This window comes from Erythrobacter sp. NAP1 (assembly GCF_000152865.1).
GTDB lineage: Bacteria > Pseudomonadota > Alphaproteobacteria > Sphingomonadales > Sphingomonadaceae > Erythrobacter.
Window position 1 is genome coordinate 2421730 of the sequence record NZ_CH672390.1, and the last position, 23443, is coordinate 2445172.

17 protein-coding genes are annotated in these 23443 nt (G+C 60.6%); 12 read left to right on the top strand and 5 right to left on the bottom strand.

Features of this window, described 5'->3' with window-relative positions; all coding sequences use genetic code 11:
• Nucleotides 1-67: 67 nt before the first annotated feature.
• Nucleotides 68-1504 (top strand): MATE family efflux transporter, encoded by a 1437-nt coding sequence (locus tag NAP1_RS11525; RefSeq protein ID WP_007165476.1) that lies wholly within the window; start codon nt 68-70, stop codon nt 1502-1504.
• Here NAP1_RS11525 and NAP1_RS11530 read toward each other — a convergent pair.
• Nucleotides 1485-2321: a mechanosensitive ion channel family protein gene (locus NAP1_RS11530; RefSeq protein WP_007165477.1), complete on the bottom strand. Its 837-nt coding sequence runs from the start codon at nt 2319-2321 to the stop codon at nt 1485-1487. The genes NAP1_RS11525 and NAP1_RS11530 overlap by 20 nt on opposite strands.
• 278 nt (nt 2322-2599) lie before the next feature.
• On the opposite strand from NAP1_RS11530, the gene groES reads away from it, so the two are divergent.
• The 4 genes from groES to NAP1_RS11550 all read left to right on the top strand — a co-directional run bounded on the left by groES (nt 2600) and on the right by NAP1_RS11550 (nt 7114).
• Nucleotides 2600-2887 (top strand): co-chaperone GroES, encoded by a 288-nt coding sequence (groES, locus tag NAP1_RS11535; RefSeq protein WP_007165478.1) that lies wholly within the window; start codon nt 2600-2602, stop codon nt 2885-2887.
• Between the two features lie 66 nt (nt 2888-2953).
• The gene (groL, locus tag NAP1_RS11540) at nt 2954-4606 is read left to right on the top strand and encodes a chaperonin GroEL (RefSeq protein ID WP_007165479.1); all 1653 of its coding nucleotides are present in this window, start codon (nt 2954-2956) and stop codon (nt 4604-4606) included.
• A 124-nt stretch (nt 4607-4730) separates the two neighbouring features.
• Nucleotides 4731-5141 carry a host attachment protein gene (locus NAP1_RS11545; protein WP_040464982.1) on the top strand — a complete coding sequence of 137 codons (411 nt, stop codon included), beginning with the start codon at nt 4731-4733 and terminating at the stop codon, nt 5139-5141.
• A gap of 134 nt (nt 5142-5275) precedes the next feature.
• Nucleotides 5276-7114, top strand: a complete 1839-nt coding sequence (locus tag NAP1_RS11550) for a DUF885 family protein (RefSeq protein WP_007165481.1) — start codon at nt 5276-5278, stop codon at nt 7112-7114.
• A gap of 83 nt (nt 7115-7197) precedes the next feature.
• Here the strand turns inward: NAP1_RS11550 and NAP1_RS11555 are convergent, their stop codons facing one another.
• Nucleotides 7198-9564, bottom strand: coding sequence for a DUF305 domain-containing protein (locus NAP1_RS11555; protein WP_007165482.1), 2367 nt, complete (start codon nt 9562-9564; stop codon nt 7198-7200).
• Nucleotides 9565-9851: 287 nt separating this feature from the next.
• Between NAP1_RS11555 and NAP1_RS11560 the strand changes: the two genes are divergently transcribed.
• A complete protein-coding gene (locus tag NAP1_RS11560; RefSeq protein ID WP_007165483.1) occupies nt 9852-10874 on the top strand; it encodes a serine hydrolase in 1023 nt (340 codons plus the stop codon).
• Between the two features lie 98 nt (nt 10875-10972).
• On the opposite strand, the gene NAP1_RS11565 is transcribed toward NAP1_RS11560, so the two are convergent.
• A complete protein-coding gene (locus NAP1_RS11565; protein WP_007165484.1) occupies nt 10973-11236 on the bottom strand; it encodes a hypothetical protein in 264 nt (87 codons plus the stop codon).
• A 277-nt stretch (nt 11237-11513) separates the two neighbouring features.
• On the opposite strand from NAP1_RS11565, the gene polA reads away from it, so the two are divergent.
• A complete protein-coding gene (polA, locus tag NAP1_RS11570) occupies nt 11514-14354 on the top strand; it encodes a DNA polymerase I (protein WP_007165485.1) in 2841 nt (946 codons plus the stop codon).
• The gene (locus tag NAP1_RS11575; RefSeq protein ID WP_007165486.1) at nt 14336-15427 is read left to right on the top strand and encodes a mechanosensitive ion channel family protein; all 1092 of its coding nucleotides are present in this window, start codon (nt 14336-14338) and stop codon (nt 15425-15427) included. Before polA ends, NAP1_RS11575 begins: the two co-directional genes overlap by 19 nt.
• On the opposite strand, the gene NAP1_RS11580 is transcribed toward NAP1_RS11575, so the two are convergent.
• Nucleotides 15424-17757 carry a CDC48 family AAA ATPase gene (locus NAP1_RS11580; protein ID WP_040464437.1) on the bottom strand — a complete coding sequence of 778 codons (2334 nt, stop codon included), beginning with the start codon at nt 17755-17757 and terminating at the stop codon, nt 15424-15426. The two genes, NAP1_RS11575 and NAP1_RS11580, sit on opposite strands and share 4 nt — an antisense overlap.
• 540 nt (nt 17758-18297) lie before the next feature.
• Here NAP1_RS11580 and NAP1_RS11585 point away from each other — a divergent pair.
• The 4 genes from NAP1_RS11585 to NAP1_RS11600 are packed head-to-tail and all read left to right on the top strand — an operon-like array spanning nt 18298 to nt 22239.
• Nucleotides 18298-19020, top strand: coding sequence for a CoA transferase subunit A (locus NAP1_RS11585; protein ID WP_007165488.1), 723 nt, complete (start codon nt 18298-18300; stop codon nt 19018-19020).
• A gap of 6 nt (nt 19021-19026) precedes the next feature.
• The gene (locus tag NAP1_RS16025; RefSeq protein WP_007165489.1) at nt 19027-20406 is read left to right on the top strand and encodes a hypothetical protein; all 1380 of its coding nucleotides are present in this window, start codon (nt 19027-19029) and stop codon (nt 20404-20406) included.
• On the top strand, nt 20406-21071 hold the full coding sequence (locus NAP1_RS11595) for a CoA transferase subunit B (protein ID WP_007165490.1): 666 nt from the start codon (nt 20406-20408) through the stop codon (nt 21069-21071). Before NAP1_RS16025 ends, NAP1_RS11595 begins: the two co-directional genes overlap by 1 nt.
• Before the next feature lie 16 nt (nt 21072-21087).
• A complete protein-coding gene (locus NAP1_RS11600) occupies nt 21088-22239 on the top strand; it encodes a CaiB/BaiF CoA-transferase family protein (RefSeq protein WP_007165491.1) in 1152 nt (383 codons plus the stop codon).
• On the opposite strand, the gene NAP1_RS11605 is transcribed toward NAP1_RS11600, so the two are convergent.
• Nucleotides 22236-23435 carry a DUF418 domain-containing protein gene (locus tag NAP1_RS11605; protein ID WP_007165492.1) on the bottom strand — a complete coding sequence of 400 codons (1200 nt, stop codon included), beginning with the start codon at nt 23433-23435 and terminating at the stop codon, nt 22236-22238. The two genes, NAP1_RS11600 and NAP1_RS11605, sit on opposite strands and share 4 nt — an antisense overlap.
• Nucleotides 23436-23443 lie beyond the last annotated feature (8 nt).

Consider the following 23443-nt stretch of genomic DNA (forward strand, 5'->3'; position numbering starts at 1 on the left):
CGACCCCCACAAATCCCTATCCGGTCCGGCTCGCTTGTCACGGTCTGGCTCAGCGAGCGGACATGACATGACGAGTATTGCCAAGCCTTCTGGTCAGCCCAGCGCGACCCGACTGACCTGGGGTCAGGAGCTTCGAGCCACGATAGCGCTCGCAGCACCACTGGCGCTCGCCAATCTGCTGCAGATGCTGACCTATGCGGTGGACGTGATCTTCATTGCGCGGCTTGGAGAGGATCCGCTTGCCGCCTCGACGCTTTCGGTTTCGCTGTTTGGCATGGTCTTGTGGGCGCTCACCGCCCTGACGGGAGCGGTCGCGCCGCTGATCGCAGAGGCCATCGGCGCGCGCGCCCGCACACCTCGCCCCGTCCGACGCGCGACGCGCATGGCACTGTGGCTGGCTGTCATGTCGGGCACGGCCGGAATGGGCGTGTGCCTCTTGCTGGTCCCCCTAATGGTTCTGAGCGGTCAGGACGAGGCACTGATCCCGCTAGCCAACGAGTACAACTCCATCGTCGTCTTCTCGATGATCCCGATGCTGCTTGCAGGCGTGCTGCGCAATTTCGTTTCCGCGCTGGGCCGGCCGATCTTTGCGACGCTCATCACCGCGCTCGGCATCGTGGTGAACAGCATTGCGAACTACGCCTTCATATTCGGTAATTTCGGAGCGCCGGAGCTGGGCCTCGCGGGCGCAGCGATCGCGACCAACATCACCGCGCTGGTAGTTCTGGGTGCTTATGTGCTCGCCATCGTGACCAATCCGGCGCTCGCCCGTTATCGCATCTTCTATCGCCTGCACCGCGCCGACTGGACGCGCATGCGCCAGATCATCAGCATCGGCACGCCGATCGCCTTCACTGTCATGGCCGAGGCAGGTATTTTCGGCGCAGCGCCGTTCCTGATGGGCATGTTCGGTCCCGCGCAGGTCGCAGGGCACGCGCTCGCAATCCAGCTTGCCGCGCTCGCCTTTCAGGTACCGTTTGGAGTGGGCCAGGCAGTGACGATCCGCGTCGGCTATTTTTACGGCGCGCGCGACCCTGTCGGCATCACGCGCGCTGGCTGGTCTGCGCTCGGGCTCAGCGTCGCCTTCATGTCGATGACAGCGGCGGCGATGGTGCTGTTCCCCGAAGCGCTTTTGTCGATCTATGTCGACCCGCAGGCAGCGAAGAACACAGCTGTGGTCGGCTTCGCTCTGCAATTCCTCGTATTCGCCGCAGCCTTCCAACTGGTCGACGGTGTGCAGGCGGTTGCAGCAGGCGCATTGCGGGGACTGCAGGACACGCGCATCCCGATGTGGATCGCGATCTTCAGTTACTGGGTGCCGGGCATCGGCGCTGCTGTTGGCCTGGGATTCGGAGCCGGGCTTGAAGGCGTTGGTGTATGGATCGGGCTTGCCACCGGTCTCGCCTTCGCAGCCGTACTGTTGCTGTGGCGCTGGGTCTGGCGCGAGCGGCTCGGCCTGACGATCCGCGGCAAGGGCGAAGCGGTTACGCCGCTGCCCGCGTAGTCACCTCGCGCTGCGGGAACGGGATGGTCAGGCCAACCTCGTCAAACTTTGTCTTGGCCGCTTCGGTAAGGTCCCATGACAGGCCGACATAGTCAGCTGTGCTGCACCAAACGCGAAGACCAATCCCGACCGAACTGTCGTCGAGCGAATTGACGAAAGCCTGCGGTGCGGGATCGTCCAACACGCGCTCATCCGCCTCGGCGAGGCCAAGCAGCGTCTCGCGTGCTTGCTCCATGCTGTCGCCGTAACCGATCCCGACCACCAGCTCGAAGCGGCGCACGGGGTGGCGGTTGAAGTTGACGATCGGTTTGTTCCAGAGCTCGTTATTGGGCATCATCACGAAGAGGCCATCGAACTGCTTGAGCTCGGTGGTGAACAGGCCGATCTGCTGCACCACACCGGTGATTGATCCCACGGTGATGGCCTCACCCACTCGGAACGGCTTCTGGATCAGGATCATGACACCAGAGGCAACATTGCTGAGCGTGCCCTGAAGCGCCAAGCCGATGGCGAGCGCCATACCACCGAGCGCTGCAATGATACTCGTGGTCTCAACCCCGAATTGCGTGAGCACTGTTACCGCAAGAAGCACCCAGAGCGCATATTTGACGAGGCTTGCAAGAAGGCTCGCGACGCTTGCATCGAGCTTGTCGGAGCGGGTGAGCGCGTTCGAGACAAAGCGCGAAATCAATCCTGCAACCAACAAGCCGATCACCAGCACCGCAATCGCGCCGACAATGTCCATCATGTTGAGCCGCAGCCAGACGAATATCTGTTCAGGGATAGTCAGTGCGGAAATGTCTGCATCGAATGTCATTAAGTGAGAAGCCTCGGTTGATTTGTGCCGCGCGCGGTTACTCCAGCGCTGAATAGGAACGCCGCTGAATTCAGGCGGTTTCGGGAAAAGGTTCAGCGCTACCTAACGATTGGACGCGCGCTTGGCCACTGAAGCGAAAATTTGTGCCGATCCGGCCCATTTTTTTGATGAACAATCCTTGACTCGTGAACGCCGCGCAACCATCTGCGCTGCCGCTGGCACTCTTATGCCAAGAGTGCCAATTCGTGATTTTCAACCCAAGTAGAAAGGTCATCAAAATGGCATTTCGTCCACTCCACGACCGCGTGGTGGTCCGTCGCATCGAAGCCGACACCAAGACCGCAGGCGGCATCATTATCCCCGACAGCGCCCAGGAAAAGCCCAGCGAAGGCGAAATCGTCTCCGTTGGCGAAGGCGCTCGTGACGACGCTGGCAACCGCGTCGCCATGGACGTGAAGGCTGGCGACCGCGTCCTGTTCGGCAAGTGGTCCGGCACCGAAGTCAAGATCGACGGCGAAGACCTGCTGATCATGAAGGAAAGCGACATCATGGGGATCATTGGTTGAGCCCTTGGGGCTGAGCCGACCCTCAACGTTTTCTAATTCAACACCCAATTCTCAGGAGAAACACCAATGGCTGCAAAGGACGTAAAGTTCAGCCGCGAGGCCCGCGAGGGCATCCTCAAGGGCGTCGACACGCTCGCCAACGCCGTGAAGGTCACTCTCGGCCCGAAGGGTCGCAACGTCGTGATCGACAAGAGCTTCGGCGCACCGCGCATCACCAAGGACGGCGTTACCGTCGCCAAGGAAATCGAACTTAAGGACAAGTTCGAGAACATGGGCGCGCAGATGCTCAAGGAAGTGGCATCGAAGACCAACGATCTCGCCGGTGACGGCACCACGACTGCAACCGTTCTGGGTCAGGCGATCGCCCGCGAAGGCATGACCGCAGTTGCTGCCGGCATGAACCCGATGGACCTCAAGCGCGGCATCGACCTAGCCACCACCAAGGTCGTCGAGAACCTCAAGGCGCGTTCGAAGGACGTCTCCGGCTCCGAAGAAATCGCCCAGGTTGGCGTAATCTCGGCAAACGGCGACCGTGAAGTCGGCGAAAAGATCGCCGAAGCAATGGAAAAGGTCGGCAAGGAAGGCGTCATCACAGTCGAGGAAGCCAAGGGCCTCGAATTCGAGCTCGACGTTGTCGAAGGCATGCAGTTCGACCGCGGCTACCTCTCGCCTTACTTCATCACCAACCCGGACAAGATGCAGGTCGAACTCGACAACCCATACATCCTGATCCACGAAAAGAAGCTCTCGAACCTGCAGGCCATGCTGCCTGTGCTCGAAGCGGCTGTTCAGAGCGGTCGTCCGCTGCTGATCATCGCTGAAGACATCGAAGGCGAAGCGCTCGCGACCCTCGTCGTGAACAAGCTGCGCGGCGGCCTCAAGGTTGCGGCGGTCAAGGCACCGGGCTTCGGCGATCGTCGCAAGGCCATGCTGCAGGACATCGCGATCCTCACCAAGGGTGAGATGATCAGCGAAGACCTCGGCATCAAGCTTGAAAACGTCACGCTCGGAATGCTCGGCGAAGCCAAGCGCGTCACCATCGACAAGGACAACACCACCATTGTCGACGGCGCTGGCAGCGAAGACGACATCAAGGCCCGCGTCGGCGAAATCCGCACGCAGATCGACAACACCACCAGCGACTACGACCGCGAGAAGCTGCAAGAGCGTCTCGCCAAGCTTGCTGGCGGCGTCGCCGTGATCAAGGTCGGCGGTGCTTCGGAAGTCGAAGTGAAGGAGCGCAAGGACCGCGTTGACGACGCTCTGCACGCAACCCGCGCAGCCGTTGAAGAAGGCATCGTCCCGGGCGGTGGTACCGCTCTGCTCTACGCCACGAAGGTTCTCGAGGGCCTCAAGGGCGACAACGACGACCAGACCCGCGGCATCGACATCGTTCGCCGCGCGATCATGGCGCCGGTTCGCCAGATCGCCCAGAACGCTGGCCATGACGGTGCAGTTGTCTCTGGCAACCTGCTTCGCGAAGACAACGAGAGCCAGGGCTTCAACGCTGCAACCGACACTTACGAAGACCTGGTGAAGGCCGGCGTTATCGATCCGACCAAGGTCGTTCGCACCGCACTTCAGGACGCAGCTTCGGTTGCTGGCCTGCTCATCACCACCGAAGCGGCGATCACCGACGCTCCGGAAGATGACAAGGCTGCGCCTGCAATGCCCGACATGGGCGGCATGGGCGGTATGGGCGGCATGGGCGGCTTCTAAGCCACTCACCCCCAGCCAATCCTTTAAAAAGGCCCCGTCGGCAACGTCCGGCGGGGCCTTTTTCGTACCTCCTTTGCAACCACGCGGCATGCTCGCGTGTAAGCGAGTAAAGGAGATCAAGATCATGAAACTGCCACACAATGCGCACGTTGCCGTTGTCGATGGAGAGACTTTCCTCCTCTTCCGCAATGAAGGTCAGCTGTTCGAACCCAAACTGCGCAAGGAAGAAAGCCCTGACCTCGACGTGACCAATTTCAGCGCAGGCGTGCGCCACCAGGACGATATCGGACAGGAACTCGGCCGCACCCAGCTTGACGAACTCGCGCATGGTGCTGCGGTTGCCGAATGGCTCAGCGCAAAGGCCGTCTCGGGCGATCTGCACGATGTCCTGATTATCGCCGACCCAAAGTCGCTCGGCGAGATGCGCAACCACTATCACGGTGAGCTCGAGAAACGCGTTGTCGGCGAAATCGACAAAACGCTGACCAACCAGCCCGTCGACGAGATCGAAAAGGCAATTGTCGCTGCCGAATAAGCAACCATAAGCAATCATCGGGGACCCCGGAGGACATTCGTCTTCCGGGGTTTTTCGTTGGTCGATTGCTCCCCTTCCCAACCGTTGGCCCGTGCCGCATAACCCCTCGCAGTTTCACGTAGAGGGGAAATCCATTGAAAACGAAGTTTGCAGCGCTGCTGCTCGCGTCGGTCGCGCTCGCTGGCTGCGATGCGATGACGACGAGTACGGCGACGATCGAATGCGCCTCGACACAGACCGAATGCATCAACAGCTGGTTCGACGAGAAGTTCGAAGAAGGCCTCCAGTTCAGCCCGATCCTCCAGACCAGCCTCGGCATCAAGACCGACTATGACAAGCTCGACGACTTCAGCGTCGCAGGCATCGAGGAGCAGGCTGCATGGGCGCGTCAGGCGCGCGCCGACATGGAAGCAAACTTCGATTATGACGAGCTGACCGACGAGGCAAAACAGTCTTACGACCTCTTCGCCGAAATGACTGCCAGCATGGAAGAGCGCACCGAATATCTGGAGCAGGAATACATCCTTCACCAGATGCAGGGAGCGCATGCCTTCCTGCCGAGCTTCCTTTTGAGCCAGCACACGGTCGAAAGCGAAAGCGACATGGAAGCCTTTGTCGCGCGTCTGGCTGCGATGGGCACGGCGATGGACCAACTGCTCGAGCGCGCGCAAGCCAATGCCGCAGCAGGCACCCGTCCGCCGCGCTTTTCCTACGACGCGGTCATCGCGGAATCGCAAGGTCTCATCAGCGGCGCTCCATTTGATGATGGCGAACCCTCGGCACTTTGGACTGGTACGGAAGAGCGTCTCGCGAGCCTCGTCGAAGCCGGAACCATCACCGAGGAACGCGCCGACGAACTGCGTGAGGAAGCGCGCAGTGCGCTGACCGGCCAGATGGCTCCGGCATATCTGCGCGTCGTAGATTGGTTCACTGAGGATCGTCCAAACACCGCCGACGTCGCGCAGGGTGTAGGTACGCTTTCCAATGGCGAAGACTACTACAATTATATGCTGCGCCAGATGACCACGACTGAGCTGACCGCGGACGAAATCCACGAGATCGGCCTCGCCGATGTCGCGCGTATTCGCGGCGAGATGGAAGCGATCAAGGAGCAGGTCGGGTTCGAAGGCAGCCTTCAGGACTTCTTCGTCTTCATCCGCACCGACGATCAGTTCTTCTTTTCCGACGATGAGGCAGGCGCGCAGGACTATATCGACCGCGCAACCATGCACATCAACGAGCTAACCGAACGCCTGCCCGAGTTCTTCGGCAGGCTACCCAAGGCCGAGCTTGAAGTGCGCCGGGTCGAACCGTTCCGCGAACAACCGGGCGCTGCACAGCACTACCGTCCCGGCACGCCTGACGGCTCACGCCCGGGCATCTACTATGCTCACTTGTCCGACATGACCGCGATGCCGATCCCTCCGCTTGAGGCGATCGCCTATCACGAAGGCAATCCGGGCCACCACATGCAGATCTCGATCTCGCAGGAACTTGAAGACATCCCGCGTTTCCGCACGCAGGGCAACTTCCAGAACGCCTATGTCGAAGGCTGGGCGCTTTATTCCGAGGCCCTCGCCAAGGAGATGGGCGGCTATCAGGACCCCTATTCGGAGTTTGGCCGCCTGCAGAGCGAGATGTGGCGCGCGATCAGGCTGGTGGTCGACACCGGCATCCACTCGAAGGGCTGGACCGAGGACGAGGCCGTTGCCTACTGCCTCGAGAACTCGCCAAATCCCGAAACCGTCGCCCGCAGCGAGGTGCAACGTTACTTCGTGCTGCCGGGTCAGGCGACCGGGTACAAGATCGGCATGATCCGTATACAGGAACTGCGCGCCAAGGCCGCCGAAGAACTGGGTGACGACTTCGACATTCGCGGCTTCCACGACACCGTGCTCGATGGGGGCTCGATGCCGCTGTCCGTGCTCGAACGCCGCGTCGACAACTGGATCGCATCGGTCAAGGAAAGCTAAGGCGACAAGGCCTGGCGAATGAAAAAGGGCGGGGTAGCGTCTGGCTACCCGCCCTTTCCTATTGGGCTTGTTAAATGCGTCGGTCAGCCGCCCGAGCGGCTCGCCTCGGCTGCTTCGATATCCGCTTCCGACCAGATGACCTGTGTCTGGGTCTGCGGATTGAAGCGCGTGTTGGCATAGGATGCCGCTTCGGCCGCAGCGATCTCGGCAGCGGTCAGGTACTCGCTCGGCTCGAGCGCGAACACGTCGAGGCCGCGCGTGATCTCAGTTCCGTAGATGCGGCCATTGTACCAGTAGGATGACCAGAAACCGCCGACGACGAGCTGTTCGTCATCAATCGCGCCGCGATCGAAGTAGGCAATCTCCGTCGGGTTCGCGCTGTCGGTGAAGTCCATCACGCTGATGCCGCCCTGGTACCAGCTTTGCACGAAGATATCACGGCCGGGGACCGGAACGATCGAACCGTTGTGAGCAACGCAGTTTTCGTACTCACCCTGCGGTCCGGGCATCTTGTAGTGGCTGCGGAATTCGAGCTTGCCGTCGACGATGTCGTAGATCGCGTTCGCGCCCCAGGTCATCGGGTCCGACGCCTTGCAACGCGGGCGGCCACCGCCGCCCCATTCGTCGGTGAAGATGACTTTGGTGCCGTCATTGTTGAACGTGGCCGAGTGCCAGTAGGCAAAGCCCTTGTCGAACACGGCATCGGTGCGGACCGGGTTGTAAGGGTCCGAGATGTCCATGAGGATGCCGTTGCCCGAGCATGCGCCAGCCGCGATGTTCAGCGACGGGAACACGGTGATGTCGTGGCACTGGTTGGTCTGACGCGTGTTCTGCGCGCCGTCCTCGATCTCGCCGCCTTCCCAGAGGCCTGCGATCTCGCCAGTGCTTTCGTCAGCGAAAACACGCGGGCTGCTGACGATGCGAGCGGCTGCCGGATTGGCGACCGGGATTTCGATCACGTCGATGCTAAACAGCGCAGTGCGCGAGTCCGAACGGTTGGCGATGCAACGCTCAAGCTCTTCGGTCTTGCGAACGCTCGACGTGCCCGAATTGTAGACGATGATCTTTTCAGCGTCCGCGCTCACGACCGAGTGCGTGTGGCTGCCGCGGCAGGTCTGGACCTGGCCGACCTGGCGAACGGCAGTCAGGTCCGAGATGTCGAAGATGCGAAGGCCGCGGAAACGTTCTTCGCTGACATCGCCTTCGACGCCCTGCAGGCCGCAATCGACGCGGCCACGGGTCTGCTCGACGCTCATCACAAGGAGGTTGCCGACGACCGAAACGTCGCCCTGACCACCCGGACACACGACCGAGGAGAGCAAATTGGGCACACCATCATCGCCGAGGCGGTAGATGTTGAAGCCGTGATAATTGCCGGTGACCATGATGTCGTCGAAGAACGCCATGTCGGTGTTGGCAAAGTCGAGGAGCGGCGAACGCTCGGCGAACTGAGTGAGACTCTCACCATCCTCGTCGGGTTCAGCGATCTCGTTGTCAGCGCCTTCCGGGTCGGCTTCGACCGCGACGACATCGGATTCGCTGGCATCGATCAGGTTCGCTTCGGCCTCGGCCTCCAGCGCATCGTCCACTTCTTCCTCACGCGGCGGAACCACGGCGCGCAGGTCAGCCGGGTTTTCCGGGTTGAAGAAACCGGCGGGCTTGGGAAGTGAGACGACCTTACGCAGGTTCCAGATCGCTTCGCCTGCATCGGCAAAGCCGGGCTTCAGGCCTGCGCGCGGATCGTCCGAGAGGCTCGCAAGGATCTTGTCCATGCGCTCAATTTCAGAGCTCTGGTCGTTGTCGATATCTCCGACAAAGCGGAACAGGATCGGATCGGCGGCGCTGCCCGGTTGACGCAGCAGTTCCTCGGTCATGTCGATCGCGCCTTCGTGGTGCGCGATCATCAGGGTGAGGAACATGCGGTCGAAATCGCTGCCTTCGAGTGTGGCAAGCTGCGCCATCTGCTCAGGCGTTGCCATCCCAGCCATCGTGGAATGGTCAACCATCGCATGGTTCGAGTGGTCCATGCCCGAGTGGTCCATGCCGGAATGATCCATACCGGCCATCACGGTCTTTTCACCGCGAGCCGCCAGCCATTCGTTCATGAACTCGATCTCGTCAGCCTGGCTGGCGAGGATCTTGTCAGCGATCGTCACGACTTCTTCGTTGTTGGTGCGATCGGCAACAAGCTGCGCCATCTCTACCGCCTGCTGGTGATGGACAATCATGCCCTGCAGGAATGCGACATCGGCATTGATGTAGCTAGACTTGGCGATCTCGCTTGCTTCGTCTGCGCTCAGGGTCTTGCTTGCCTGTCCGGGCGCGCCCGGTTGGACGATGGGAGCGGTCTGAGCCATGGCGAGGCTCGAACCGGTCAGAAGCATGGCGGTAACAAAAGAGCGCGTGCCAATAATGGCCGCACGCTCAGCGGCATTACGTGTGATTTTCATGTCAGTCCCTGTTCGCGAAAATAGGTCGGCCTTGCTTGCCGGATGCCGCTTGACAGTCAAGGGGTCTCCCAGAGCAACCGGTCAAGCATCGACGAAGGCACAACAGGAACCTTTCAAGCGCCGAGATGTTCCGGTTTCAGGGCGTATAGTGAGCGCAGACTGGAATCTGGCGCGTGCGCCGCACAATTCATCGCACGCGGCGAATCGAGTGCTTGCCGCGACGAATCCGCCCGATCAAGACTGCGCAATTAAGGCCCCGCTAACCCTGTTAGGAGTATTTACCGCTGATGGCTCTCAGACATCGCTCCCGGATTTTTGGTCTCGTCGCCGCCCTTGCCGCGACTTTCTCCGCCACCGCGAATGCGCAGACCAACGAGCTCCAGGCGAACTTTGACGATGCTTTCGGCACCGAGATGCGTGCGCCCGAGACGTTCGAGGCGATTTATGCGAACAGTTTCGAACAGCGCATTGCTGAACTCGCCGACGGGGATCGCGGTCGCATCGGCGTTGCCGCGCTCGACCTCGCGACAGGCGAAAGCGTTGCAGTCCTGGGCGACCAGCTCTTTCCCATGGCATCGACCAGCAAGATCGCAGTCGCTGCGACTTATCTGGAGATGGTCGAGCAGAACAAATACTCGCTCACCTCGGAATTCCCGCTGTTGATTCCGATCCGCTCGGCGAAATTCTCATCTCCCGCCGCTCCAGTGCGCAGGGGCAACTACATGCCCGCAATCGACCTCATCGAGATCATGATCACGCGCTCAAGCAATCCGGCGACTGACGCACTTCTTGCTGCGGTGGGCGGGCCTGAGAAAGTGAATGACTGGATGCGCCGTCAGGGCATTACCGATTTCTCGATCGACCGTGACATCGCAACGCTCGTACGCGACGATGGGGAGTACGATCCGGCGAACTGGATCGACCCGCGTGACGCGGCCACCCCGCGCGCGATGGTGCGCCTGCTTCAAGGACTTTATCGCGGCGATTTCCTGTCGGACCAGAGCCGTCAGGTGCTGCTTGGTGCGATGAGCCGCACGGTCACTGGCCGTCGCCGTATCCCCGCCAATATGCCTGACGAAGCAGTGGTGAGCCACAAGACCGGCTCGCTCAACAACACGTCGAGCGATATCGGCATCATCGAATCTCCCGATGGCCGAGCGATTGCCGTTGCTATTTACGTCACCGGGCAAGGCACCCGCCGCAATCGAGAAGCGCGCATCGCGTCGATTGCGCGCGCGCTCTACGATGGCTTCGCAGCCCGAGCGCGCCAGAACCGCAACTGGACTTCGGCACCGCGCACCGGCGGCTGAGGCCCAATTACAAATCGCCCATAGAAAAAGGCGGCGCCCGGTTGGACGCCGCCTTTTCTTTTGCATTGCCTAGAAGGCGATGATGCAAGCTTAAGCGATTACTCGCCTTCGCCTTCCATCATTTCTTCAGCGTCGGCAGCAGCTTCTTCAGCAGCAGCTTCGACGTCGGCAGCAGCGCCTTCAGCAGCAGCTTCGGCGTCGGCAGCAGCTGCGTCGACTTCTGCAGCGGTTTCGTTAGCCATTGCGTCTGCTTCAGCAGCCATTGCGTCTACTTCAGCGTCGGCTTCAGCAGCTTCTTCAGCACATGCAGCGAGGCCGAGAGCCGAGGTTGCGATTGCAGCAGCAAGAACGATCTTACGCATAATTCAAATTCCTTGTTCAGCGAATGGAACAGGCGGGCTTCGAAATGAAGTCCCTGCCAAAGCCGGATGATCCCCCCGGCTCCGATGCCTAAATAATGGCCGAAATGTGGCGATACAAGCGAAATGTGGCGAAATTGCTCATAATTGCCCTTTTCCCGCCTCAATTTGGCCGCTTTTTGCCACCGGTTCATCGCAGCCCGTATCGGCGCATTTATCGGTGCATGACCCCATGCAAACCGGCTTACGCGCAAACCGAAGCGGTGCTAGCACACCGGCCATGTCATCTGAGCAGCAGCACCTCTATCTCGTCGATGGTTCGTCATATATCTTTCGCGCCTATCACCGCCTGCCCCCGCTCACCGATCCGGAGGGCACTCCGGTCGGTGCAGTCTATGGCTACACCACGATGCTGTGGAAGCTGGCCGATGACCTCGATGCGGCAGAGGGGCCGACGCACCTTGCGGTCATTCTCGATAAAGATTCCAAGAGCTTCCGCAATGATATCTACCCTGAATACAAGGCGAACCGTCCCGAACCGCCCGAAGATCTTCGCCCGCAATTCCCCCTGATTCGCGACGCGACCCGCGCTTTCAGCCTGCCGTGTATTGAGGAATCGGGGCTGGAAGCAGACGACCTCATCGCCTCCTATGCGCGTGCTGCCCAACGCGAGGGCTGGAACGTCACCATCGTCTCTTCCGACAAGGACTTGATGCAGCTGGTCGGCGAAGAAAACGGCGCGAAGATCGACATGCTCGACACGATGAAAAGCGCGCGCATCTACATCGAGGAAGTGGAAGAGAAATTCGGCGTCCCACCCGAAAAGGTCGGAGACGTCCTCGCGCTGATGGGCGACAGCGTCGACAATATTCCCGGCATTTACGGCGTTGGACCCAAGACAGCTTCCAAACTGATCTCAGAGCATGGTTCGCTCACCGCGGCGCTCGACCAGGCGCCTGACATGAAGAAGTCGAAACTTAAAGAGCGCCTAATCGACGGCCGCGAAGATGCCGAGATGAGCCGCGTTCTGGTCACGCTCAAGGAAGATTGCGACCTTCCGATGGCTATCGATGAAATGAAGCTGGAAGGCATCCCATCCGAGCCTCTGGCGGCATTTCTCGAAAAGCACGGTTTTACCTCGCTGTTGAAGCGGCTCGGCGCAGGTGCTGGCAGCCCGGATCGCCCGAATGACCTCAATCCGGCTAAAGTAGACAAGGCCGGCGACCAGGGCGATGCAGAGGGAAATCGCCAGCCGCTTCCCGAAATGCCAAAGGTGGATCGCAGCGCCTACGAGACCGTGCAAACGCTGGATCGGCTGCAGGCATGGATCGACCGCGCCTCAGCCGCACGCTTGGTCGCGGTTGATACAGAGACCTCCTCGCTCGACGCCATGGAGGCCGATCTGGTCGGCGTCAGCCTCGCCCTCGCACCCAACGATGCCTGTTACATCCCGCTTGCCCATGGCGGCACCGACATGTTCTCCGACAAGCCGGAACAGGTAGCGATGGAGGACGCGCTCGCTGCTCTGAAGCTGCTGCTCGAGGACGACAGCGTTCTGAAAGTCTTCCAGAACGGCAAATACGACCTCAATGTCCTGGCGCGGGTCGGCATCGACGTTTCGCCGATCGAGGACACCATGGTTATGAGCTTCGACCTCGACGCAGGGCGCGGCGAAGGCATGGGCGGCGGTCATGGGATGGACGAACTGTCCGAACGCCACCTGCTCCACAAACCGCTCGCCTTCAAGGACGTGTGCGGGACCGGCAAGAAAGCGATCCCGTTCGGCGAAGTCCCGCTCGACCGCGCAACCGAATATGCTGCCGAGGACGCGGACGTCACCTTGCGGCTCTACCGCATGCTCAAGCCGCGCCTTTCCGAAGAAGGCGGCACGAAAATCTATGAGCGCGTGGACCGCCCACTGATCCCGGTCGTCGCAGGAATGGAGCGCGAAGGCATTAAGGTCGACCGAGCGCGCCTCGCCAAGCTGTCGGAAGAATTCGCCACCACAACGGCTTCACTCGAAAAGGAAATCCACGAGATTGCCGGGCAGCAATTTGCTGTCGGAAGCCCGAAGCAGCTTGGTGAAATCCTGTTTGACAAGATGGGCTTCAAGGGCGGCAAGAAAGGCAAGAGCGGAGCTTATTCGACCGATCAGTCCGTGCTCGAAAATCTTGCCAAGGACGAGGCCGCAAAGCCGATTGCAGACAAGGTTCTCGAGTGGCGGCATCTGTCGAAACTGAAGTCGACCTATACCGACGCTCTGCAGGCGCAAATCAATCCTGAAACGGGCCGCGTTCACACGAGCTACAGTCTTGTCGGCGCGCAGACAGGGCGGCTGTCTTCGACTGATCCCAACCTCCAGAATATTCCGATCCGCACTGAAATCGGGCGGACCATTCGCGAGGCTTTCGTGCCTGAAGATGGCAACGTGCTTCTCGCTGCTGACTATTCGCAGATCGAACTGCGCCTCGCCGCGCACATGGCCGATGTCGACACGCTCAAGGAGGCCTTCGCCAACGGCGAAGACATCCACGCGCGCACGGCGACCGAGATGTTCGGCGAAGTCACCCGCGACACGCGCGCCCGTGCCAAGACGATCAACTTCGCCATCCTTTATGGCATTTCGCGCTGGGGACTTGCGGGCCGGCTCGAGGTCGAACCCGACGAAGCGCAGGACATGATCGATACCTATTTCCAGCGCTTCCCTGGCATCCAGCGCTACATCATGGAAACGCTCGAAACCGTTCGCGAGCGCGGCTATTCCGAGACGCTTTTCGGTCGCAAGACCTGGTTCCCGCGCATCACCTCCAAGAACCAGGCCGAGCGCCAGGGCTCGGAACGAGCTGCAATCAACGCGCCGATCCAGGGAACCAGCGCCGACATCATCAAGCGAGCGATGGCGCGCATGCTCCCTGCCCTTCGCGATGAGGGTCTGGGCAACGTGCGCATGCTGCTGCAGGTGCACGATGAATTGGTCTTCGAATTGCCCGACGGCGATGTTGAGAAAGCCTCCCCGATCATCGAACGGGTCATGGCAGAGGCTGCGTTGCCTGCGGTCTCGCTAGACGTGCCTCTGGCGGTCGATATCGGCACGGGCCAATCATGGGACGCAGCGCATTGATTGAGCGGATCATCACAGGGACGCTGACCATCGACTGGGACGCATTCGCGGTTTCAGCTTTGACAGTGCTGGTCGCGCTCGCGATCGCCTATGTTGCTTACCTGATCGTCTTCAAGATCATCGGCAGGCTCGCGCATCTGTCGGAGATTGCGGTCGACGAAATCCTCGTCAAACGCATCCGCCAGCCGATCAAGTGGTCCTTCCTCGCGATCAGCGTGACCATCGCGGCGCAGTACGATCCCGAACTTCGCCAATGGTGGGAGCCGCTGGCGCGCTTTCTGCGGCCCGCCCTGCTTGGCTGGATTGCTTATAACGTTGTGCGCGGTCTGACCGCCGCGATGGAGCTGCGTATGGCCGATGCCGATCCGGTCGCCACGCGCAGCCGCCGTACGCGTGTTGCTGTGCTCTCGCGTATCGTGGTCTTTGCAATCGTCGTCATCACCGTGGGACTGATGCTGTTCTCGATACCCTCAGTGCGGGCAATCGGGACAACCATGCTTGCTTCAGCGGGCCTCGCAGCTTTGGCCATCGGAGCCGCCGCGCAGCCAGCTCTCAAATCGCTCATCGCCGGCGTGCAGGTCGCGCTGACCGAGCCCATGCGTATTGGCGATCTTGTAAAGGTCGACGGCGACACGGGCCGGGTCGAGGAAATTCACATGAGCTTCGTCACGGTGCGCACGTGGGATGACCGGGTGCTTGTGGTTCCTACCAGCCGATTCCTTGACGAGACCTTCGAGAACTGGTCGCGGCTCGATGAAACGCTTACCGGCACGGTGTTCATGCATCTCGACCCGATTACCGATGTCGCTCCAATTCGGGCCGAGTTCGAGCGTTATGTCGAGACCCACGAGCTGTTTGATGGCCGCAACCACGGTCTCGCGGTCACGGAGGCTTATCCTGAGAGCCTAGAACTCAGGATTGTCGTCAGTGCAGAGAATCCCGGCGATCTGTGGACGCTGCGCTGTGATGTGCGCGAACACATGATGGCGTGGTTGCGCGAGAACATGGAAGAGGTGCTGATCCGCCACCGCCTCGAAGTGCCGCACGGGCACCCCAAGGCTGGCGAACCTTAAGCCTCTTCGTCGCTCCCGTGTTTCTTCGCGCGGGCAGGCGCAAGCGAGTCTGGTGCAAAGAAACCGATCGGATTGGCCTCCGCCGCGCGCTTTTTCAGTTCACCGCGCATCCTGCGATATTCGGCTTCCATTCGCGGAGTGACCGTGGCCCGGCTGTCTTCCAGCGCATCCTCGAAGTCTTGCATTTCAACCGCCTTCACGTCGCCGCCCATGCGCCTCAGCGCACCAAGCCCTGCACGGCGCACCACGTCTTCGAGATCGGCGCCCGTAAAGCGGTCGGTTTTTTCAGCGATTTCGGCGAGGTCGACATTGCTGGCAAGCGGCATGTCCTTGGTGTGGATGCCAAGGATATGCTCGCGGCCTTCCTTGTCAGGCGTTCCGACATAGACAAGCTCATCGAAACGGCCCGGACGAAGCAGTGCAGGGTCGACCAGTGCTGGCCGGTTGGTCGCACCGATTACGATGACCGATTGCAATTCTTCGAGACCGTCCATCTCGGCAAGGATCGTGTTGACAACGCGTCCCGTCACCTGCGGTTCGCTCTGGCCACTGCCGCGTGCGGGCACGAGGCTGTCGATTTCGTCGATGAAGACTACACAGGGAGCCACCGCACGGGCGCGAGCGAAGAGTTTTGCGATCTGCTGCTCACTCTCGCCAAACCACTTGGACAAGAGATCCGAGCTCTTCATCGAGATGAAGTTGGCTTCCGCCTCTTTGGCGACAGCCTTTGCCAGCAGTGTTTTGCCGGTGCCCGGCGGGCCATACAGCAGAAAGCCCTTGGCCGGGCGAATACCCAGACGGCGGAAAGCTTCGGCGTTCTTGAGGGGTAGCTCAATGCCTTCCTTCAGCTTGTCGATCGCATCACCGACCCCGCCAATGTTGTCCCAGCCGACATTGGGAACCTGCACCATCACTTCGCGCATCGCTGAGGGCTGGATGCGTTTCAGCGCACTGAAGAAGTCGGCGCGGGTGACGCACAGATCTTCGAGCACGTCCTGAGGAATGGTGCGCTCTTCAAGATTGAGGCGCGGCATGATCCTGCGGACGGCATCGATCGCAGCTTCTCGGGCTAGTGCCGCGATATCCGCTCCGACGAACCCATGCGTGACACGCGCGAGTTCGGACAAGTCGACCGCTTCTTCAAGCGGCATGCCGCGCGTGTGGATCGCGAGAATCTCGCGCCTGCCGCGTTGGTCGGGGACACCGATGACGATCTCACGGTCGAAGCGCCCCGGTCGGCGGAGTGCCTCGTCGATGGCATCGGGACGATTTGTCGCCGCGATCACCACAAGGTTTGCGCGTGATTCAATTCCGTCCATCAAAGTCAGCATTTGCGCGACCAAGCGCTTTTCTGCCTCGCCGGGCACGCCGCTGCGCTTGGGAGCGATCGAGTCGATCTCGTCGATGAAGACGATGGCAGGCGATGCACGGGTCGCTTCCTCGAAGACCTCGCGCAGCCGCTTTTCGCTTTCGCCATAGCCAGAGCCCATGATTTCCGGGCCATTGATGGTGAAGAACTCGGCATCGCTTTCATTGGCCACAGCCTGAGCGAGGCGGGTCTTGCCGGTTCCCGGAGGGCCGTGGAGCAGCACGCCTTTGGGAGGGTCGACGCCGAGGCGCGTGAACAGTTCGGGATAGCGCAGGGGCAGCTCGACCATTTCGCGCAGCTGCTGGATGGTGTCCTCCATCCCGCCGACATCGTCATAGTTGACCATGCCGCGTGCATCGCGCGGTTCCTCGAACTCTGTGCGCAACTCGACCTCGGTATTCTCGTCGATATGGACGATGCCCTTGGGGCTGGTCGAATGGACCGAGAGCCTGATCTGGGTAAGCGCGTACGCTGGAGCGCGAAGCATCTGGCGCACGTCCGGCGGCATGTTCTGGACCGGCTGTTGACCAGTCGTTGCAACGAGGTCGCCAGCCGTGATGGGCTTCTTGAAGAAATTGCGCTTGAGCGCTTGAGCCGGGCCCTGAAGCCGCATCTCGCGCTGTGCCGGCGCAAACACCACGCGAGTTGCGGGGCGCGATTCGGCAACGACGATTTCGACATGCTCACCAGAGGCTGCCTCTGCGTTGCCACGCTGGAGGCCGTCGAGCCTCACGACATCGAGTGAATCGTCCTCGGGATAGGCCGCCATCGCAATCGCGGCGGTAGCGCGCTTCCCACTGATCTCGACGACATCGCCCTCGGTGATCCCAAGCTGCTGGAACGCGGTTCGCGGCATTCTCGCGATGCCCTGTCCTGATTCCTCTTGCCTGGCTGGAGCAACTTGCAAGCGCACCGTGCGATCTGAAGTAGTAGCGTCAGTTTCACTCGGCGCGTCGGCCATGGGCAAGTCCTCTGGTCGGTTAGATTCGGCAAAAAGTTCGGCTGTCCGCTAGCTAGGAAGCGGCAGGTCTTTATGCAAACCGACAAGCTCGCCGATTGATCCGGCGCGAGACGGGTTCTTTCCCGTCGCTCAGCCGTTGGGACGGGTCCCGAGCGCAGACAAAAAAAGCCCGGCACGGGGCCGGGCTGTGAAAGTTTGGGAGAGGATGCCTAAAAGGCAGGATCAGGTATGATGCGAGGCTCATTATTGTGCAAATGCGAAAGCCGCACTGCACATTGCAAATTCCGCAATCTGATTGGCCAAATCTGCGCGATTTATGACATTTTTTGCATCGCAAGCTGATTAATTATTAGTCACTGGCCTAATTTTACAGCAATTTGAAAGTTCATTCATGTTGCAGTGCAGCGCGACTTGCCCTGCGAGGAGGTGGCTTAATCCCCGCCCGTGACATGGCCGACACAAGCTACTAATCAATCAGGACTCTACGTCCCTGACAAAGCTGTCAGGGCATGATTGGACTGCAAGGGACCGGCACAATTCATGTCAAAGATTTTTCCTGACGCCGCAGCTGCGCTCGACGGGGTCATCGCCGACGATATTCTTATCGCATCGGGAGGCTTCGGATTGTGCGGGATACCTGAGAGGCTCCTCGATGCGATCCGCGACAGCGGAGTCACAGGCCTCACCTTCGCCAGCAACAATGCTGGCATCGACAACGAGGGTATCGGCAAGCTCCTTCGCACCAAGCAAGTGAGAAAAATGATCTCGTCCTATGTCGGCGAGAACAAGGAGTTCGAGCGCCAATATCTCGCCGGCGAGCTCGAAGTTGAATTCTGTCCGCAAGGAACGCTGGCGGAACGTATGCGTGCAGGCGGCGCTGGCATACCCGGTTTTTACACCAAGACCGGCGTGGGCACACAGGTGGCAGAGGGCAAGGAGCACAAGGACTTTCCCGATCAGGACGGCGTTATGTCGACATATATTCTGGAAAGCGGGATTTTCGCCGACCTTGCCATCGTCAAGGCCTGGAAGGCTGATGAAACCGGCAATCTCATCTTCCGCAAAACGGCGCGCAACTTCAACCAGCCCGCTGCCACTTGCGGCAAGGTTTGCATCGCAGAGGTCGAAGAGATCGTGCCCGCTGGCGCGCTTGATGCAGACGCGATCCACCTGCCGGGCGTCTTTGTAAACCGGATGGTGCTCGGAGCACCCTACGACAAGAAAATCGAATTTCGCACCGTAAGAGAACGCGAGGAGGCGTAACGGGTCATGGAGGGGAGAAAAATCTACAAGCTGGCATTGCTCGCCGGAGCGGCAACAATGCTGCAAGGTTGCGTCGCGGCCGTCGTACCACTCGCGGCAAGCGGCCTCATGGGGGCTAGCGCTATCGACGGCGATGATGAACCAGCAGCCGCAGTTGCGGGGCCTGTCACGGACCCAAGCGTCATCATCGAAACGTCACCTTCACAAAGCGCCTTCGTCGAGAGCAGTCCTGCGCCTGCGCCACAAACCAGCTCTGTCACCCGCATGGCTGTCGAGGCCCAGGTGGCAGCTGTCGAAGAGCCCGCTCAATTGGCAGTCGAACTCCCCGACTCTGCCTCGGCGGCAACTGCCGAAGAAGCAATGACCGCCACCGAAATGGCCGCAACCGCGAGCGTCGAAAGCACGCCGTCCGCATCGGACGAATTCACTTCTGCTTTCGCAGAAACCGAGAACTCGGTTGAGACCATGGATGGCCGAGGCCCCGCAATGTCGGCCAGCGAAGACCCGGAACTGGTTGCCACCATCGAGCAACCGGAAGCAGCCCCGGTTTCTGGCCGCAGATCCGACTTGGATGACACGTCGGTCCGCAGGATCACGGTCGATTCCCAAGTGGCGCTTGCGGATACCACTGCGAACGAGCCTACCGTTTCTGCCGCGGAAGCTGCTGCCGCGCTTGCGACAGGGTCAACGACAGTCGCAGCAGCGACGACGACTGCTGCGCCGAGCGCAACCGTGCGCAATCCTGCGGTGCCCCCCGAGCCATCGGCGGACCAATCGCCCGTGATTCCCATTTCGGCGTCGGCGTCATCAGCATCCGATCCGACAGCGATCACTGCGCTCATCTCTTACGCCAACCAGAGCAAGTTCGAGTTTACACCGGGCCAATCGCGGACCTCGGCGATGCTGATCGACAGGGTCAATCTCGAAGCAGATCGCGCTAATTGCGTAGGCATCCAGCCGACCGTCCTGATCGACCTCGACCCCAAGGAGGGCACGTTCTCACCGGTCGATGCGCAGAACCCGCCCGCGGGTCTTGCTGCCGGACTCGACCGGCTGCGCGCTGCCGGAGTGGCGATCGCATGGATTTCGAGCGGTTCGTCGTCCTTCTCGGAAATCTACCGTGACGCGCTCGCACGCACGGGCCTTGATGAATCGGGAGCCGATCAGCTTCTACTCATGCGCGGACCCGATGACCGTAAGCAAATCCGCCGCGAACAGCTCGCTCAGCAAACCTGCCTGATCGCAATCGCTGGCGATGATCGCTCTGATTTCGACGAACTCTACGACTATCTCCTCAATCCCGGTGACGCAGCGGTGCTCGAGCCGTTGATCGGTGAGGGCTGGTTCCTCATCCCCACCCCGCTCTTGTCCGAAAGGCCCAATTGATGACCGACCAACCGAAAGGCTGGACCCGTGACCAGATGGCAGCGCGCGCTGCGAAGGAACTGGAGGATGGCTACTACGTCAACCTTGGCATCGGCATCCCGACGCTGGTCGCAAACCACATTCCCGAGGGCATGCTGGTCACGCTGCAAAGCGAAAATGGAATGCTGGGGATCGGCCCCTTCCCCTACGAGGACGAGGTTGATCCCGACCTTATCAACGCCGGCAAGCAAACCATCAGCGAACTGCCGCACAGCGCATATTTCGACAGCGCGACGAGCTTTTCGATGATCCGCGGCGGGCATATCGACCTGACCGTGCTGGGAGCGATGGAAGTCGCTCAGAACGGCGACATCGCCAACTGGATGATCCCGGGCAAGATGATCAAGGGCATGGGCGGCGCGATGGATCTCGTTGCGGGCGTGAAGAAGATCATCGTTGTCATGGATCACACGAGCAAGGCGGGTGATCCCAAGTTTATTCCCGAATGCACTTTGCCCCTGACCGGCACTGGTGTGGTGGACATGATCATCACCAATCTCGGCGTGTTCTTCAGGCCAGACAAGCAATCGGCTTTCCAGCTGATCGAACTTGCCCCCGGAGTGAGCGAGGCGGACATCGCGGCGAGCACCAGCGCGAATTACGAGGTCGCGCTCGCGGCAGCCTGACTGCGATTTCCTCAATATGTGGCTCGACACACCCCGTAATCCCAACGCCCCGCTTGCCGGATTCAAGGTGCTGGAACTCGCGCGCGTTCTCGCGGGCCCATGGGCTGGACAGATCCTGTCCGATCTTGGCGCTGATGTCATCAAGGTCGAAAGCCCCGAAGGCGATGGAACTCGGCTTTGGGGACCGCCCTGGGTCGAACGCAGAGGGCCTGATGGCGAAACCCGGCGCGAGGCGGCCTATTACCACGCAGCCAATCGCGGGAAGCGCTCCATCATTGCGGACTTCGCGGACCAATCCGACCGCGAGCGGATTGTCGAGCTCGCGCGCGGCGCTGACGTTTTGATCGAGAATTTCAAGACCGGTGGTCTGATAAAGTTCGGGCTGGATTATGAAGCGCTTTCGCAGATCAATCCCGCGCTGGTCTATTGTTCGATCACAGGCTTTGGCCAGACAGGCCCTCGCGCTCACGAAGCGGGCTACGATTTCGTCATTCAGGGCATGAGCGGCTTTATGTCCGTGACGGGCGAACCTGACGGCGTGCCGGTCAAGATGGGCGTATCTATAAGCGACCTGTCTACGGGCGTTTACGCGGCGAACGCAATTCAGGCTGCGCTTCTTCAGCGTGCGCGCACCGGCAAGGGGCAACATGTCGACATGAGTCTGCTCGATTGCTCGGTCGCATTGCTCGCAAACCAGGCAAGCTATCACTTTACGACTGGCGAAAACCCGCCGCGCATGGGCAACGCGCATGCGCAGGTTGCACCCTACGGCGTGTTTCCAGTGAGCGACGGGCACGTCATCCTCGCCCCTGCCAATGATCGCCTTTTCGCAAGGCTCGTAGAGGTTCTCGGCCTCCCCGAGCTTGCAAATGATCCGCGTTTCGCTGGCAATGGCGATCGTGTCACAAATGCAGGTGAACTCGACGAACTCATCGCCCAGGCGACGGTCACTTGGTCCAAGGCCGACCTGTTGGCTGCATGCAAGGCCAAAGGCGTGCCTGCCGGACCAATCAATCACTTGGATGAGGTGTTCTCGGACCCTCAGGTGATCGCTCGCGGTATGCGGATCGATCTCGGCGGAATGCCAGGGGTTCGTAGCCCGTTCACATTTTCGGATGCTGAGCTTGCGCTCGACCGTCCTTCACCAATGCTTGGTGAGGACGGCTAGCCGAGGCGGATCGAGGCCCATCGCCAGACGCGCTCGAATGGCCCATTTCCAAACCGCTCTAACCATGCTGGTGACCATGCCAGCACCGCTGCAATGGGTATGAAGCTGAGCGCGAATGCCTGCGAACGGCTGACCTCTCCGAAAAGTCCCAGCCCCCAGCTGGCAAACAATGAGGCGAAGATCACCGAGGTCATGAGGTAGTTGGTTAGCGAGAGCCTGCCCACCGCTGCGAGTCTCTTTGTGAAGCCTCCCTCCCGATCAAAAAACGCCATGGCGAGCGCTGCATAGGCGAGCCCCAGTAGCGTATCGAAAGGGGCTGACAGGACAATCGCGGCCGCCCCTGCGAAAGCGGGTGCAAAGGCGCTGTCCGAAACCCACCAGGCAAGTGCAAGAAGCGGCGGTATCGCCAGCAGAGCGCAAATTGCCGCAAGCCGCTGGAGCCTGAAGGTGCGCCATTCGGCTCTGAGCATCCGATCCTTCCAAAGCGCCATGCCGAGCGCCATCGCCGCAAGGTTGAGCGGGATCGAGGCAGCGAGGATCGCAAATTGCGAGCTGAACCCGCCAATCCTTCTGTCTATCCGCTCGGCCAGAGTTTGCCGGCCTAGCTCCAGAGCATACTTCAGAGCCCCCGGGTCACTGCCGAATTGGCGCTCGGCAAAAAGCGCAGCGTCGCTTCCAACCCGGCCGACATACACATCAACCACAGCGCTTCCAAAGGCGACCATCCCGCCCCCGACGTGAAGCGCGACCAGCCCGATCGCGGTCGCATATAGGGCGCGGTGGCCAAGCGGGGCGAGCAATGGGATCGCCAGCCCGGCTAGCGCATAGGTGCGAAGCACGTCATTGCTCGCAAGCAGCAATGCATGGACGAAGCCGATAATGAAAAGCACCGCCATACGGGCCAGATGAGAGCGCCAGACATTCTCGCCAGATCGCTCGATCAGGATCAGGCATCCCGCGCCGAACAGCATCGCGAACAGGGTTCGAAACTTGTCTTCGATAAAGACGAAGCTTGACGCCCAAACCAACCGGTCGAGAGCGCCTTCGCCGCCCCAGACCATTGGATTGGCGTAGGCCTGTATCGGCAGCGCAAAAGCGTAGACGTTCATCCACGCGATGCCGAGGACGGCCAGCCCGCGCAAGGCGTCCAGCTCGACAACGCGGCTCGCGTCTTGGGAATGGTCGGGCGCTGCCATGAAGTGCG

Coding starts and splice junctions, on each gene's coding strand:
- NAP1_RS11525 (WP_007165476.1), top strand. CDS start 68: ATGACGAGTATTGCCAAGCCTTCTGGTCAGCCCAGCGCGACCCGACTG.
- NAP1_RS11530 (WP_007165477.1), bottom strand. CDS start 2,321: ATGACATTCGATGCAGACATTTCCGCACTGACTATCCCTGAACAGATA.
- groES (WP_007165478.1), top strand. CDS start 2,600: ATGGCATTTCGTCCACTCCACGACCGCGTGGTGGTCCGTCGCATCGAA.
- groL (WP_007165479.1), top strand. CDS start 2,954: ATGGCTGCAAAGGACGTAAAGTTCAGCCGCGAGGCCCGCGAGGGCATC.
- NAP1_RS11545 (WP_040464982.1), top strand. CDS start 4,731: ATGAAACTGCCACACAATGCGCACGTTGCCGTTGTCGATGGAGAGACT.
- NAP1_RS11555 (WP_007165482.1), bottom strand. CDS start 9,564: ATGAAAATCACACGTAATGCCGCTGAGCGTGCGGCCATTATTGGCACG.
- NAP1_RS11560 (WP_007165483.1), top strand. CDS start 9,852: ATGGCTCTCAGACATCGCTCCCGGATTTTTGGTCTCGTCGCCGCCCTT.
- NAP1_RS11565 (WP_007165484.1), bottom strand. CDS start 11,236: ATGCGTAAGATCGTTCTTGCTGCTGCAATCGCAACCTCGGCTCTCGGC.
- polA (WP_007165485.1), top strand. CDS start 11,514: ATGTCATCTGAGCAGCAGCACCTCTATCTCGTCGATGGTTCGTCATAT.
- NAP1_RS11575 (WP_007165486.1), top strand. CDS start 14,336: ATGGGACGCAGCGCATTGATTGAGCGGATCATCACAGGGACGCTGACC.
- NAP1_RS11580 (WP_040464437.1), bottom strand. CDS start 17,757: ATGGCCGACGCGCCGAGTGAAACTGACGCTACTACTTCAGATCGCACG.
- NAP1_RS11585 (WP_007165488.1), top strand. CDS start 18,298: ATGTCAAAGATTTTTCCTGACGCCGCAGCTGCGCTCGACGGGGTCATC.
- NAP1_RS16025 (WP_007165489.1), top strand. CDS start 19,027: ATGGAGGGGAGAAAAATCTACAAGCTGGCATTGCTCGCCGGAGCGGCA.
- NAP1_RS11595 (WP_007165490.1), top strand. CDS start 20,406: ATGACCGACCAACCGAAAGGCTGGACCCGTGACCAGATGGCAGCGCGC.
- NAP1_RS11600 (WP_007165491.1), top strand. CDS start 21,088: ATGTGGCTCGACACACCCCGTAATCCCAACGCCCCGCTTGCCGGATTC.
- NAP1_RS11605 (WP_007165492.1), bottom strand. CDS start 23,435: ATGGCAGCGCCCGACCATTCCCAAGACGCGAGCCGCGTTGTCGAGCTG.